This is a genomic window from Geodermatophilus sp. SYSU D00779 (genome assembly GCF_054050595.1).
Genome location: NZ_JBJGZQ010000002.1, coordinates 70,412 through 84,325, shown reverse-complemented (window position 1 = coordinate 84,325; position 13,914 = coordinate 70,412). Strand labels below are relative to the sequence as shown.

Annotated in this window: 13 protein-coding genes; 11 read left to right on the top strand and 2 right to left on the bottom strand. The window is 76.0% G+C overall.

What is annotated here, in order from left to right; translation table 11 throughout:
- Positions 1–11 precede the first annotated feature (11 nt).
- The 11 genes from recG (at position 12) to smc (ending at position 11,109) form a co-directional block, all read left to right on the top strand.
- The gene (recG, locus tag ACI79G_RS01745) at positions 12–2,183 is read left to right on the top strand and encodes an ATP-dependent DNA helicase RecG (RefSeq protein ID WP_456879130.1); all 2,172 of its coding nucleotides are present in this window, start codon (positions 12–14) and stop codon (positions 2,181–2,183) included.
- Positions 2,180–2,734: a 16S rRNA (guanine(966)-N(2))-methyltransferase RsmD gene (gene rsmD / locus ACI79G_RS01740; RefSeq protein ID WP_456879129.1), complete on the top strand. Its 555-nt coding sequence runs from the start codon at positions 2,180–2,182 to the stop codon at positions 2,732–2,734. The genes recG and rsmD overlap by 4 nt, the downstream gene beginning before the upstream one ends.
- Entirely contained in the window at positions 2,731–3,213 is a 483-nt protein-coding gene (gene coaD / locus ACI79G_RS01735) for a pantetheine-phosphate adenylyltransferase (protein WP_456879127.1), read from the top strand. Before rsmD ends, coaD begins: the two co-directional genes overlap by 4 nt.
- Positions 3,214–3,363: 150 nt before the next feature.
- The gene (locus ACI79G_RS01730; RefSeq protein WP_456879126.1) at positions 3,364–4,056 is read left to right on the top strand and encodes a hypothetical protein; all 693 of its coding nucleotides are present in this window, start codon (positions 3,364–3,366) and stop codon (positions 4,054–4,056) included.
- A 198-nt stretch (positions 4,057–4,254) separates the two neighbouring features.
- Positions 4,255–4,803: a YceD family protein gene (locus tag ACI79G_RS01725; RefSeq protein WP_456879124.1), complete on the top strand. Its 549-nt coding sequence runs from the start codon at positions 4,255–4,257 to the stop codon at positions 4,801–4,803.
- A 1-nt stretch (position 4,804) separates the two neighbouring features.
- Complete coding sequence (gene rpmF, locus ACI79G_RS01720) at positions 4,805–4,984, top strand: 50S ribosomal protein L32 (protein ID WP_012950020.1); 180 nt, start codon at positions 4,805–4,807, stop codon at positions 4,982–4,984.
- 17 nt (positions 4,985–5,001) lie between these two features.
- On the top strand, positions 5,002–5,844 hold the full coding sequence (rnc, locus tag ACI79G_RS01715; protein ID WP_456879123.1) for a ribonuclease III: 843 nt from the start codon (positions 5,002–5,004) through the stop codon (positions 5,842–5,844).
- A gap of 6 nt (positions 5,845–5,850) precedes the next feature.
- Positions 5,851–6,753 carry a bifunctional DNA-formamidopyrimidine glycosylase/DNA-(apurinic or apyrimidinic site) lyase gene (mutM, locus tag ACI79G_RS01710; RefSeq protein ID WP_456879121.1) on the top strand — a complete coding sequence of 301 codons (903 nt, stop codon included), beginning with the start codon at positions 5,851–5,853 and terminating at the stop codon, positions 6,751–6,753.
- Between the two features lie 61 nt (positions 6,754–6,814).
- A complete protein-coding gene (locus ACI79G_RS01705) occupies positions 6,815–7,084 on the top strand; it encodes an acylphosphatase (RefSeq protein WP_245699866.1) in 270 nt (89 codons plus the stop codon).
- A 149-nt stretch (positions 7,085–7,233) separates the two neighbouring features.
- Entirely contained in the window at positions 7,234–7,425 is a 192-nt protein-coding gene (locus tag ACI79G_RS01700; protein ID WP_091212440.1) for a hypothetical protein, read from the top strand.
- Positions 7,426–7,542: 117 nt separating this feature from the next.
- The gene (gene smc, locus ACI79G_RS01695; RefSeq protein WP_456879119.1) at positions 7,543–11,109 is read left to right on the top strand and encodes a chromosome segregation protein SMC; all 3,567 of its coding nucleotides are present in this window, start codon (positions 7,543–7,545) and stop codon (positions 11,107–11,109) included.
- 234 nt (positions 11,110–11,343) lie between these two features.
- On the opposite strand, the gene ACI79G_RS01690 is transcribed toward smc, so the two are convergent.
- Together ACI79G_RS01690 and ACI79G_RS01685 are read right to left on the bottom strand one after the other, a co-directional pair.
- Positions 11,344–12,159 carry an endonuclease/exonuclease/phosphatase family protein gene (locus tag ACI79G_RS01690; protein ID WP_456879117.1) on the bottom strand — a complete coding sequence of 272 codons (816 nt, stop codon included), beginning with the start codon at positions 12,157–12,159 and terminating at the stop codon, positions 11,344–11,346.
- 4 nt (positions 12,160–12,163) lie between these two features.
- Complete coding sequence (locus ACI79G_RS01685; protein WP_456879116.1) at positions 12,164–13,843, bottom strand: alkaline phosphatase D family protein; 1,680 nt, start codon at positions 13,841–13,843, stop codon at positions 12,164–12,166.
- Positions 13,844–13,914 lie beyond the last annotated feature (71 nt).

The following is a 13,914-nucleotide window of genomic DNA, read 5'->3' as shown; positions in this document are numbered from 1 at the left end:
TGGCGGTGGGGATGACGACCCGGCTGGACCGGGTGCTCGGTGCCAGGACCGCCAAGGCGATGGCGGAGTCGCTGGGTCTGCACACCGTGCGCGACCTGCTGCGGCACTACCCGCACCGCTACGCCAAGCGGGGGGAGATGACCCGCCTCGACGACCTGCAGGTCGGCGACCGGGTGACCGTGCTGGCCCAGGTCCGGTCGGTCGACAGCCGCCCGATGCGGCAGCGGCGCGGCACCCTCACCGAGGTCACCGTCGGCGACGGCGCCGGGACGATGAAGCTGGTCTTCTTCAACCACCGGCACACCCGTCTGGTGCCCGGCGCCTGGGGGCTGTTCGCCGGCACGGTCAGCGAGTACCGCAGCAGGCTGCAGTTCGCCCACCCCGACTGCCACCTCATGACCGGGGACGACGAGGACGTCGACTGGGCCCGTGCGCTCATCCCGATCTACCCGGCCAGCAAGGAGGTCTCCAGCTGGGTGATCCAGCGCTCGGTGCGGCTGCTGCTCGACGCCTCCGGCGGCTTCGGCTTCGTCGAGGACCCGCTGCCCGAGGAGATGCGCGTCCGGCACGGGCTGCCCAGCCTCCCGGCCGCGCTGCTCGACATCCACCGGCCCACCTCCGACGAGGACGTCGAGCGCGCGGAGCACCGGCTCAAGTGGGACGAGGCGCTCACCCTCCAGCTGACCCTCGCCGCCCGCCGCCGCGCCGCCGCTCTGGAGCCGGGCGTGGCCCGTCACCGGCGGTCCGGCGGGCTGCTGGACGCCGTCGACGCGGCGCTGCCCTTCGCGCTCACCGAGGGCCAGCGCGAGGTGGGGGAGGAGCTGGCCGCGGAGCTCGCCCGCGAGCAGCCCATGCACCGGCTGCTGCAGGGCGAGGTCGGTGCGGGCAAGACCGTCGTCGCGCTGCGGGCCATGGCCCAGGTCGTCGACGCCGGCGGGCAGGCCGCGCTGCTGGCCCCCACCGAGGTGCTCGCCGCCCAGCACGCGCGCAGCATCAGCGCGATGCTCGGGCCGCTGGGCCGCGCCGGCGAGCTGGACGGCGACCCGGCCGGCACCCGCGTGGTGCTGCTCACCGGTTCGCAGAAGGCCGCCGCGCGGCGGGAGGGGCGCGCCGCGGTCGCCGACGGCAGCGCCGGCATCGTCGTCGGCACGCACGCGCTGCTGCAGGCGGGCGTGGACTTCGCCGACCTCGGCCTGGTCGTCGTCGACGAGCAGCACCGCTTCGGCGTCGAGCAGCGCGACGCGCTGCGGGCCAAGGGCAACCGGCCCCCGCACGTGCTGGTCATGACCGCCACGCCGATCCCGCGCACGGTCGCGATGACCGTCTACGGCGACCTGGAGACCTCCACGCTGCGCCAGCTGCCCGGTGGGCGCGGCGGCGTGGCCAGCTCGGTGGTCCCGGTCCGGGACAAGCCGGCCTGGCTCGACCGCGCCTGGGAGCGGCTGCGCGAGGAGGTGGCCGCCGGCCGCCAGGCCTACGTCGTCTGCCCGCGGATCGGCGAGGACGCCGCCACCGAGGAGGAGCCCGACGACGCCGACGGCGCTCCCGCCGAGGAGGGCCCGGGCCGCCGTCCGCCGCTGGCCGTCCTCGACGTCGCCGAGCAGCTGCGCGAGGGGCCGCTGGCCGGGCTGCGCCTGGAGGTCCTGCACGGCCGGATGACGCCGGAGGACAAGGAGGCGCGGATGCGGGCCTTCGCGGCCGGCGAGGTCGACGTCCTGGTGGCCACCACCGTCGTCGAGGTGGGCGTCGACGTGCCCAACGCCACCGTGATGGTCGTCATGGACGCCGACCGCTTCGGCGTCAGCCAGCTGCACCAGCTCCGCGGCCGGGTCGCCCGCGGCAAGCACCAGGGACTGTGCCTGCTGGTCTCCGAGGCGCCCACCACCTCGGCCACCGGGCAGCGGCTGGCCGCGGTCGCCGGGACCTCCGACGGATTCGAGCTGGCCCGGCTGGACCTCGAGACCCGCCGCGAGGGCGACGTGCTCGGCGCCGCCCAGTCCGGCCGCCGCTCCGGCATCAAGCTGCTGTCGCTGCTGGAGGACGAGGAGCTCATCGCCGAGGCGCGCGCCGAGGCCGCCTCCCTGCTGGAGACCGAGGGTGGTCTCGCCGACCACCCGGGCCTGGCGATGGAGGTGGCCGCGCTGGCCACCGACGAGCGCGCCGAGTACCTCGAGAAGGCGTGACCAGGATCATCGCCGGCACCGCCGGAGGTCGTCGGCTGAGGGTGCCGCCGTCGGGTGTGCGGCCCACCGGCGACCGCGCCCGGGAGGGGTTGTTCAACAGCCTCTCGACGCTGACCGACCTCGAGGGCGCCGCCGTCCTGGACCTCTACGCCGGCTCCGGCGCCCTGGGCCTCGAGGCGCTCAGCCGCGGCGCGGCCCAGGTGGTGTTCGTCGAGAACGGCCCGCGGGTGCTGCCGGTGCTGCGCGCCAACATCGACGCGGTGGGCCTGCCCGGCGCACGGGTGGTGTCCGGCTCGGTGCCCACGGTGGTCGCCGGGCCGCCGCCGGCCCGCTTCGACGTCGTCCTCGCCGACCCGCCCTACGCCACGCCGCTGCCCGAGGTCCTCCGGGTGCTCGAGGCGCTGGTCGCGGGGGAGTGGCTGGCCGAGGACGCCGTGGTCGTCGTCGAGCGCTCCAGCCGCGAGGAACCCTTCGAGTGGCCGACACCGCTGCGCGGACTGCGCGAGCGCCGCTATGGGGAGGCCGTGCTCCGGTACGGTCGCTGTCCGTGAGGCGAGCGGTCTGCCCCGGGTCGTTCGACCCCGTGACGAACGGCCACGTCGACGTCATCACCAGGGCGGCGGGCCTCTACGACGAACTCGTGGTCGCCGTCCTGGTCAACCCCGGCAAGGCCGGGCTGTTCAGCGTCGACGAGCGCATGGCCCTGCTGCGCGACGCGGTCGCGGACGTGCCCAACGTGACCGTCGACAGCTTCCAGGGCCTGCTCGTCGACTACTGCCGCGCCAAGGACATCCCCGTGATCGTCAAGGGGCTGCGCGCGGTCAGCGACTTCGAGTACGAGCTGCAGATGGCGCAGATGAACCGCGAGCTGGCGGGGGTGGAGACGCTCTTCGTGCCCACCGCCCCCCAGGTCGGGCACCTGTCCTCCAGCCTGGTGAAGCAGATCGCCACCTTCGGCGGCGACGTCTCGGGGCTGGTCCCCAAGGTCGTGCAGGAACGGCTCACCGCGCACCGGGAGCAGGGGCCGTGACCGAGCTCGCGAGGTCGCGCGGGGACGCGGCACCGCCGGTCGCGGCGCCGACGAGCGCCAGCGAGGAGGGGACGTGACCGAGCTCGCGAGGTCGCGCGAGGGCGCGGCACCGCCGGTCGCGGCGCCGACGAGCGCCAGCGAGGAGGGGACGTGACCGAGGTCGTCTACCGGCTCTACGAGACCGTCGACGAGCTGAGCAGCGTCATCGAGAACGCCCGCAGCGTGCCGATGTCCGGCGGCTCGTGCATGGTGCCCCGCGACGTCCTGCTCGACCTGCTCGACGACCTCCGGGAGAACCTGCCCGCCGAGGTGCACAAGGCCGGGGCGATCGTCGAGCAGCGCACCGAGATCCTGCAGCAGGCGCAGGCCGAGGCCGAGCGGCTGACCGGCCGCATCCGCAGCGAGACCGAGCAGGCGGTCGGGGCGGCCCGGCGGCAGCGCGAGGAGATCCTCGGCACGGCCCGCCGGCAGCGCGACGACCTGCTCGCCCGCGCCCAGGCCGAGGCCGAGGACCTGCTCGCCCAGGCTGAGGAGGAGGCCCAGCAGATCGTCGAGGAGGCCCGCCGGCACCGCGAGGCGCTGATCGCCGACGGGCAGGCCCAGCAGGCGGAGATCCTGGCGGCCGCGCAGGCCGAGCACGAGCGGCTGATCAGCGAGACCGAGGTCTACCGGGGCGCGGTCGACCGCGCCGACGAGCTCGGCGCGCAGACCGCGGCGGACGTCGCCCGGATGCGCACCGAGGTCGACGAGTACGTCGACACCCGGCTTGCCGACTTCGGCGGCACGCTCGAGCGGATGCTGCGCTCGGTCGAGAAGGCGCGGGCCAGCCTCCGCGACAGCTGAGGGACCACCTCCACTCCGGAACGGCGTCGCTCCCCATCGGGTAGGCTGGGTCCCTGGTCCGACCGCCGGAGGTCCCCGCACCCCGGCTGGCCACCTCCCCCGATGCCTACCGCGAGTACTGACATGCCTGCCGCACCGCCGCCCCGCCCAGGCGCCGCGTCCACGGACGCCCGGCGTCCCGCCGCCCACCCCTGGTTCGTGGACCTGCGGGAGCTCGGTCGCCGCGCCGGCTCGATGCAGGAGATCGAGCGCACGCTCCCGGCACCCGCCGACTGGCGGGTCGAGCTCATCGGCGTCCCCGAGGGCGCCGAGGTCCGGCTGCGGCTGCGGCTGGAGTCGGTCATGGAGGGCGTGCTGGTCTCCGGGGAGGTCGACGTCCCCGTCGCCGGCTCGTGCGCGCGCTGCCTGGAGCCGATCGAGGACACCCTGGAGCTCGACGTCCAGGAGCTGTTCGCCTACGAGGGCAGCACCACCGAGGCCACCAGCGAGGAGGACGAGGTCCGCCGCGTCGAGGGCGAGCACCTCGACCTCGAGCCGATGGTCCGCGACCTCGTCGTCCTGAGCCTGCCGCTGGCGCCGACTTGCACCGAGGACTGCGCCGGCCTGTGCGTCGACTGCGGGCAGCGGCTCGACGACCTGCCCGCCGACCACACGCACGAGCAGCTCGACCCGCGCTGGGCCGGGCTCGCCGGCCGTTTCGCCGCCGCACCGGGCACCCCCGCTGCGGACAACCCAGAGGAGAACTGACGTGGCCGTCCCGAAGCGGAAGATGTCCCGCGCCAACACCCGTGCCCGGCGTTCGCAGTGGAAGGCCTCCGCGCCGACCCTGACGCCGTGCCCGAACCGGGCCTGCGGCCAGCCCAAGCCGCCGCACCAGGCCTGCCCGAACTGCGGGCAGTACGCGGGCCGTCAGGTCCTCTCGGTCTGACCCCGGCAGGACCAGCCGTGGGGACGACGGCCACCGGTACCCAGCCCGCTCCGGGCGGGGCCGCCGGCCGCTCCCCGGCGGGTGCGGCGCACGCCGACCGCGCGGCCGCCTGGCTCCTCGACGCCCTCGGTGTCGAGCTGCCCGGCGGCCTGCTGGCGTTGGCGCTGACCCACCGCTCCTACGCCTACGAGCACGGCGGGCTGCCGACCAACGAGCGGCTGGAGTTCCTCGGGGACTCGGTGCTCGGGCTGGTCGTCACCGACGAGCTCTACCGGCGCCACCCCGAGCTGCCCGAGGGCCGGCTGGCCAAGCTGCGCGCCTCGGTGGTCAACATGGCCTCGCTGGCCGGCGTCGCCCGCCGGCTCGGGGACGGCGGCCTGGGCCCGCACCTGCTGCTGGGCCGCGGCGAGGAGACCACCGGCGGCCGGGACAAGGACTCGATCCTCGCCGACGCGGTGGAGGCGCTCATCGGCGCCGTGCACGTCGGGCTGGGCCTGGAGACCGCCGCGGTGATCGTGCACCGGCTGTTCGACCCGCTGCTCGACCAGGCCGCCACCCGCGGCGCCGGCCTGGACTGGAAGACCAGCCTCCAGGAGCTGGGCGCCCGGCTCGGCCTCGGTGCGCCGACCTACGTGGTCGAGGACACCGGTCCCGACCACGCCAAGACCTTCACCGCCGCCGTCGTCCTCTCCGGCACCGTCCACGGCCGCGGGTCCGGCCGCACCAAGAAGGCCGCCGAGCAGGAGGCCGCGGAGGCCGCCTGGCGCGCGCTGTCCGACGGCGCCGGCCCGGACGGCGGGGGAACCGACGGTGAGGCGCTAGACGGTGCGGCCGTCCCGGCCGAGTCCGGGGCGAGCTGAGCCGGCGTGCCAGAGCTGCCCGAGGTCGAGGTGGTCCGGCGCGGTCTGGAGCGCTGGGTCGCCGGGCGCACCGTCGCCGCCGTCGAGGTGCGTCACCCGCGTGCGGTGCGCCGCCACCTGGAGGGCGTCGACCACTTCGTCGCCGCGCTGACCGGACGCACGCTGACCGCCGCCCACCGGCGCGGCAAGTACCTGTGGCTGCCCCTGGCCGAGGCCGATGGCACGCCCGCCGGTCAGGCGCTCGTCGCGCACCTCGGGATGAGCGGCCAGCTGCTGGTCGAGAAGCCCTCCCAGCCCGACGAGACGCACCTGCGTGCCCGCTTCACCTTCACCGACGGGGGCCGCGAGCTGCGTTTCGTCGACCAGCGCACGTTCGGCGGGCTGGTGGTGGAGGACTGCGCCGGGGGCGGTGGGGCGGGCGGAGCCAGTGCGGACGACATCCCGGCCCGGCTGGCGCACATCGCCATCGACCCGCTGGACGAGGGCTTCGACGCCGACGGGTTCAGCGCGGCGCTGCGCCGTCGGCGCACCGAGGTCAAGCGGGCGCTGCTGGACCAGACGCTGATCGGCGGGGTCGGCAACATCTACGCCGACGAGTCGCTGTGGCGGGCCCGGCTGCACGGCAACCGCCCGACCGACCGGCTCACGCGGGCGCAGGTCGCCGACCTGCTGGAGGGGGTGCGGGACGTGCTGACCGAGAGCCTCGCCCAGGGCGGCACCTCCTTCGACTCGCTCTACGTCGACGTCAACGGGCAGAGCGGCTACTTCTCCCGGCACCTCGCTGTCTACGGCCAGGCCGACCGGCCCTGTCCGCGCTGCGGGACGCCGATCGTGCGCGAGTCGTTCATGAACCGCTCCAGCTACAGCTGCCCGCGCTGCCAGCCGCGCCCGAGGGCCCGCCGGTCGTGAGTGGACAGGTGGGCACCGCAGCGAGGAGCGGAGCGCCCCGCGGGAGCGGGTGGGAGGAGTCGTGACGCGGCGCGCGGTGGCCCTGGTCTCGGGCTCGGTGCAGGGCGTCGGCTACCGCTGGTTCGTCCGCGGGCGGGCCGAGGCGGCGGGGCTGGCCGGCTCGGCCACCAACCTGCCCGACGGGCGCGTCGAGGTCGTCCTCGAGGGACCGGACGCCGCGGTGGACGCCGTCCTGGCCGACCTGCAGGGCCCGCGGGCGCCCGGCGCGGTGACGCGGGTCGACGTCCGGGACGAGCCGGTCGAGGGCAGTACCGGGTTCACGACGGCGTGACGAACGTGACACGTCCCCGACACGGGAGCGTCGGGGTGTGCCCGTTGACCTGCGTGTCCGGGCCTGTCACCCTGGGAACACACGGACCGCGCCGACCGTCTTACGGGGCGCAGGTCATCCCCTCACGCAGTCGAAAGGCCGTTGTTGCCATGGCCAAGGCCCTGTTCGGTCACGTCGTCGCCCCCGCGGAGCTCCGAGTAGCCGAGGAGAACGCCGTCCTGCGGGCCAAGGTGCGTCGTCTGGAGCAGGAACTGGAAGAGCTGCGCACCCAACGCGAGGCCGCCATCGCCCACGAGCTGCTCAGCCTGGCCGGCGACAACGCCGAGCCCGCGCTGGCCTGACAGAGGGCCCCGCACCTCGTCAGAGGACCCCGTCCTCCCCGCCCTCCGCACACCCAGGGCGGCGAGCCCCTGAACGGGGCCGGGGTCGCCCGCGCCCGCGGCTGAGCACCTGATCTTGTGCACCTCTCGAGCCTGACGCTGAAGGGCTTCAAGTCCTTCGCCTCCGCGACGACCCTGCGCCTCGAGCCGGGGATCACCGCCGTCGTCGGACCCAACGGCTCCGGGAAGTCCAACGTCGTCGACGCCATCGCCTGGGTCCTGGGCGAGCAGGGCGCCAAGAGCCTGCGCGGCGGCAAGATGGAGGACGTCATCTTCGCCGGCACTGCCGGCCGCCCGGCCCTGGGCCGGGCCGAGGTGACCCTCACGATCGACAACGCCGACGGCGCCCTGCCGATCGACTACACCGAGGTCTCGATCACCCGGCGGATGTACCGCTCAGGGGAGAGCGAGTACGAGATCAACGGGGACAAGGTCCGGCTGCTCGACGTCCAGGAGCTGCTCAGCGACTCGGGCATCGGCCGCGAGATGCACGTGATCGTCGGCCAGGGCCAGCTCGACGCCGTCCTCTCCGGCCGCCCCGAGGACCGCCGCGCCTTCATCGAGGAGGCCGCCGGCGTCCTCAAGCACCGCAAGCGCAAGGAGAAGGCGCTCCGCAAGCTCGAGGCGATGCAGGCCAACCTCGACCGGCTGGCCGACCTCACCGCCGAGCTGCGCCGTCAGCTCAAGCCGCTGGGCCGGCAGGCCGAGGTCGCCCGCCGTGCGGCGGGCGTGCAGGCCGATCTCCGCGACGCCCGGCTGCGGCTGCTCGCCGACGACCTGGTGCAGCTGCGCGACGCGCTGGACAAGGACGTCGCCGACGAGACCGCCGCCCGGGCGCGGCGCACCGTCGTCGAGGCCGACCTGGCACGGACGTCGGCGCGCGAGTCGGCGCTGGAGAGCGACCTCGCCGCGAACGCCCCGCTGCTGGCCGCCGCCCAGGACACCTGGTACCGGCTCTCCGCCCTCACCGAGCGCTTCCGCGGCATCGCGCAGCTGGCCGGCGAACGGCACCGCCACCTCTCCGCCGCGCCGCCCGCGGCCGCCGCCGGCCGGGACCCCGAGCAGCTCGAGGCCGAGGCCGACCGGGTTGCCGCCACCGAGGCCCAGCTCGCCGCCGGGCTGGAATCCGAGCGCGGTCGCCTGGCCGCCGCGGTCGCCGCCCGCACCGAGGTCGAGGCCGCGCTCGCCGAGGCCGAGCGATCCTGGGTCGCCGCCGCCCGCGCGCTGGCCGACCGCCGCGAGGGCCTGGCCCGGCTCTCCGGCCAGGTCGCCGCCGCACGTTCCCGCGTCGCCGCGGGGGAGTCGGAGATCGAGCGCCTGGCGCTGGCCGCCGGCGAGGCCGCCGACCGCGCCGAGGTCGCCGCCGAGCGGCTGGCCGAGCGCCGCGAGGCGGTCGCCGAGCAGGAGGACGGCGACGTCGCCCTCGTCACCGCGCACCAGGACGCCGTCGCTGCGCACACCGAGGCCGCGAAGGCGGTCACCGAGCTGGTCGCCGCCGAGCGGGCCGCCGAGCGCGACCGCGCCTCCGCGCAGGCCCGGCGCGACACCCTGGCCCAGGGCCTGGCCCCCGCCGACGGCGCGGCCGCAGTGCTCGCCGCCGGGCTGCCGGGCGTGCTGGGCCCGGTGACCGAGCGGGTCACCGTCGCCCCCGGCGCCGAGGTCCCGCTGTCCGCGGCCCTGGCCGGCCTGGCCGACGCGCTCGTCGTCGACTCCGTCGCCGGTGCCGCCGCCGCGCTCGCCCACCTCAAGGCCGTCGACGGCGGCCGGGCCGGGCTGCTGGTCACCGGCGGCCTGCCGGCGCTGCCGCGCGAGGGCTGGCCGCAGCTGCCCGAGGGCGTGCGCTGGGCCCGCGACCTCGTCGACGCCCCCGCGGAGCTGCACCCCGCCCTGGACCGCGCGCTGGACCGCGTCGCCGTCGTTCCCTCGCTCGACGTCGCCGTCACCCTCGTCGGCCGCCACCCGCGGGTGCGGGCGGTGACCGCCGACGGTGACCTGGTCGGCTCGGACTGGTCGGTCGGCGGCCAGGCCGACGCGCCGTCCGGCCTGGAGGTCCGCGCCCGGGTGGACGACGCCGAGCGGGAGCTGGCCGCCGCGTCCGCGCGCGCCGCCGAGCTCGCCGACCGGCTGGCCGCCGCGCGGGAGACCGCCCGCGCCCGCTCCGCCGACGTCGACGAGGCCCTCGCCGCCCGCCAGGCCGCCGACCGCAGCCGCTCCGCCGTCGCCGCGCAGCTGGCCGAGCTCGGCGCGGCCGCCCGGTCGGCCACCGCCGAGGCCGAGCGCTCCGCGGCCGCCCGGGTGCGCGCCGAGCAGGCGCTCGAGCAGGCGCAGACCGCGCTCGCCGGGCTGGCGGAGCGGCTGGCGGAAGCGGAGGCCGCGCCGGTGGAGGAGGAGCCCGACCCCGCCGAGCGCGACCGGCTGCGGCTGGCGGCGGCCGCGGCCCGGCAGGCCGAGACCGAGGCGCGGCTGGCGGTGCGCACCGCCGAGGAGCGGGCCCGGGCGCTGTCCGGGCGGGCGGAGTCGCTGCGCCGGCAGGCCCGCCAGGAGCGGGCCGCCCGCGAGCGCGCCGCGGCGGCCCGCGTCGCCCGGGAGCGCGGTGCGCAGGTCGCCGCCCGCGTGCGGTCGGGCGCGGAGACGGCGCTGACCGCGCTGGCGTCGTCCCTGGAGCGGGCGGCCGCGGAGCGCGACGGGCTCGCCCGCGTGCGGACCGCCCGCGAGGCCGAGCTGCTCGAGGTGCGCGCCGCCGTCCGGTCGGCCACGGCGGAGCTGGAGCGGCTGACCGACGAGGTGCACCGCGACGAGGTGGCCCGCGCCGAGCAGCGCTACCGCATCGAGGCGCTGGAGGACCGGGCCGCCGAGGAGTACGGCGTCGACCTGTCCACCCTGCTGGCCGAGTACGGCCCGGCGGCCCCGGTGCCGCCCACCCCCGCGCAGCTCGCGGCCGCGCAGGACGCCGGCGAGCCCGAGCCCGTCCCGGTGCCCTACGACCGGGCCGCCCAGGAGCGTCGCGCCGCGAAGGCCGAGCGCGACCTGGCCACGCTCGGCAAGGTCAACCCGCTGGCGCTGGAGGAGTTCGCGGCGCTCGAGGAGCGGCACGGTTTCCTGGCCACGCAGCTCGAGGACCTCAAGGCCACCCGCCGCGACCTGCTCACCGTCGTCCGCGAGGTCGACGGGCGGATCCACGACGTCTTCGCCTCGGCCTTCGCCGACGTGCAGCGGGAGTTCGAGCAGGTCTTCGCCGTCCTCTTCCCGGGCGGGCACGGACGGCTGCACCTCACCGACCCCGAGGACATGCTGACCACCGGTGTCGAGGTCGAGGCCCGACCGCCGGGCAAGAAGGTCAAGCGGCTCTCGCTGCTCTCCGGTGGCGAGCGCTCGCTGACCGCCGTCGCGCTGCTCGTGGCCATCTTCCGGGCCCGACCCTCGCCGTTCTACGTGCTCGACGAGGTCGAGGCCGCCCTCGACGACGTCAACCTCGGCCGGTTGCTGACCCTCGTCGAGCAGCTCCGCGCGACCTCGCAGCTGATCGTCATCACGCACCAGAAGCGGACGATGGAGATCGCCGACGCCCTCTACGGGGTGAGCATGCGCGGGGACGGCATCACCGGCGTCATCAGCCAGCGCCTGCGCGAGGCCGAGCCCGCCTGACCGCGGTGCGGCTCGATGCGCCGGCCGCACCGCCTCCGGCGTACGGGCGAGCGCCGGGGGATGCGGCTCGTGTCCCACGTCCGACGCTTCGGCCACGTCGGCATCGCCGACGCCGCCGTCCGACCAGGAGCCCCATCTCGCTTGCGCGAGCAGCGACGCCCCCGAGCCCGTCCTCCGCCGATCGAGGTCGTCCGACCTCCGCCGCACGACCCACGTCGATCGTGGTGTGCGGCGTCAGACGCCGGACCGGACCTCGAGGTCGACGACCAGGGGCAGGTGGTCGGAGGCGCCGGCGCCGTCGAGCACGTGCGCGCGGGTCACCCCGACGCCGGGGGAGACCCACACCTGGTCGATCCGCCGGTGCGGACGCCGGGCGGGGTGCGTCCCGCCCTGGCGGGCGTGCCAGAACCGCCACCCGGCCCGGTCCTCGCGGTCGGGGGCCAGCTCCCAGGCGTCGGCGAACCGCCCGGTCAGCGGAGCCAGCTCCGGGGCGCCCGGGTCGGCGTTGAAGTCCCCGACGAGGACGCCGGTCTGCATCGGCTCGGTGTGCAGCTGCGCGATCGCGGCGAGCTGCTCGGCGCGCTCCTGCGGCGAGCGGGTGGACAGGTGGGTGGTCGTCACCCACAGCGCGGCACCGTCGAGCTCGACCATGGTCCGCAGCGCGCTGCGCGGCTCGCCGCCGCCGGGCAGCGGGTGGACGTCGCTGACGAGGATCGGCAACCGCGACAGCAGCGCGTTGCCGTACTGCCGGCGCGGCCCCCTGTCCCGGCGCGGCTCGTCGATCGCCGGGCCCCAGGCCAGTTGCATGTCCAGCGCCCGGGAGAGCAGCAGCGCCTGGTCGACGTCCTCGCTGCGCCCGCCGTAGTACCGGTCCACCTCCTGCAGGCAGATGAGGTCGGCGTCGGCCGCGGCGAGCACCGTGGCCAGTCGCGGCAGGTCGTGCCGGCCGTCGTCCCCGACGCCGTGGTGGGTGTTGAAGGTGACCAGCCGCACCGGGATCGGCGGCTGGTCGGGGCCCGGAGCGGGTCGCGTGCCGAGGGGGTCGCTCACCTCGTCAGCCTGTCACCTCCGCCGGGACCGGGTCCGACAGCGGCAGGTCGGCGACCAGCTCCAGCCGCTCCTGACCCGCGTCCACCCGGTGGGTGACGAACAACCGGAAGGAGGCGTCGCGGTCGTGCAGGACCAGCTCGCCGAGCTGGTTGCCGAAGTAGGGGCCGGCCTGCTTGGCCCAGTCCAGCTCCGAGGGGCGGACCCGCGCCAGGCGGGACAGCCCCGTGGTCAGCCGGCGGGCCCAGCGGCTCCACCCGATGCGGAAGCCCACCCGGATCGGGTGCGGCGCCTGGTTGTGCAGCGGCGACACGGTCAGCTGGTGCACCCGCGTGGTCAGACCGTCGGGGGCCACGAGCTCGGCGGCGTAGGCGTGGTGGACGTCACCGGAGAGCACCAGCACGGTCGCCGGCGCCCGGCCCTGCTCGCCCCGGGCCAGGGCGACCAGGGCCCGGCCCAGCCGCTCGAAGGAGTCGCCGAACGCCGACCAGTGCTCGAGGTCCGCGGCCTGCCGCAGCTGCTCGGAGACCCAGCCCAGCGGACGGCCCAGGTGCCGCCGGACGAGCGTCTCGTTCCACCGCTCGACCTCGTGGATGGCGTGCGGCAGCAGCCACGGCAGGGAGGTGCCCAGCACCAGGTGCTCGACGCCCTCGTCCACGGCGCGGCGCATCGCCGCCTCGACCCAGGCGAACTCGTCCTCGTCGAGCATCCCCCGCGCGGACTCGTCCAGCACCCGGCCGGCCCGGCTGTCGACCATGATCATCCGCGCCTCGCCCCAGTGCCGCACGTAGCTCCAGCGGACCGAGCGCGGATCGCGGTCGGCGGCCTCGGCCATCGCCTGGAGCACGGGCTCGGCGTCGTCCCGGTGCTCCTGCACCGCCTGCCAGGTGGCGTTCTCGGCCAGCTCCTGGGGGCTGAGGTTGCCCAGGTGCTGGTAGACCCAGTAGCTGACCAGGCCGCCGCAGATCCGGCGGGTCCACCAGTCCTGCCCGGTCACCTTGCGCCGCCAGGCGGCGGAGGTGTTCCAGTCGTCGATCATCTCGTGGTCGTCGAAGATCATCGACGACGGCACGGTGGACAGCAGCCAGCGCACCTGGGGGTCGCTCCAGGACTCCGCGTAGAGCCGGGTGTACTCCTCGAAGTCGTCGACCTGGGCGTCCTGCGGGGCCGGCCGCTGCCGGCGCAGCGACAGCCACTGACGGGTCGCGTGCGTCAGCTCGTCGGCGTAGACCTGGTCACCGAGCAGCACCAGCGCGTCGGGCCAGGTGTCCTCGGGCTGTCCGGTCAGCCGCGCGGCGTAGCTGTCCAGCGCGTCGGGCGGGATGCCCTCGGCGGCGTCGACGGTGCTCGGGGTGGCGTAGCGGCAGGAGCCGAAGGCGATGGTGAAGGGCCCGGGCCGGCCCGGCGTCCGGATCCGGCTGGGCGGGAACGGGGACGAGGTCTGCGGCCACACCAGCTCGCCGTCGAGGTGCACCTCGTAGGGCGTGACGCTGCCCGGTTCGAGCCCCTCGACGACGACGAGGGCGTAGTGGTGGCCGCCCACGCAGAAGGTGCGGGCGCGGCGGCCGAGCACCGTCACCTCGCAGGGCCGGTCGGTCTCCACCCACACGGTGGCCGACACCGGGTCGACGTGCCGCAGCAGGGGACCGAGGAGGAGGACCGGGTTCTCCCGGCCGGGCAGCGGCATGCCGCCCAGGGTGGCCCACCGCCGCGGGTTCCGCACGGACCCCGCACGCGGGTGCTGGGAGACTGAGGGCC

What these genes read in the sequence shown, in the direction of transcription:
- ACI79G_RS01700 (WP_091212440.1), top strand. Translation starts at nt 7,234, where the DNA reads ATGGCCAAGGCCCTGTTCGGTCACGTCGTCGCCCCCGCGGAGCTCCGA.
- ACI79G_RS01685 (WP_456879116.1), bottom strand. Translation starts at nt 13,843, where the DNA reads ATGCCGCTGCCCGGCCGGGAGAACCCGGTCCTCCTCCTCGGTCCCCTG.
- recG (WP_456879130.1), top strand. Translation starts at nt 12, where the DNA reads ATGACGACCCGGCTGGACCGGGTGCTCGGTGCCAGGACCGCCAAGGCG.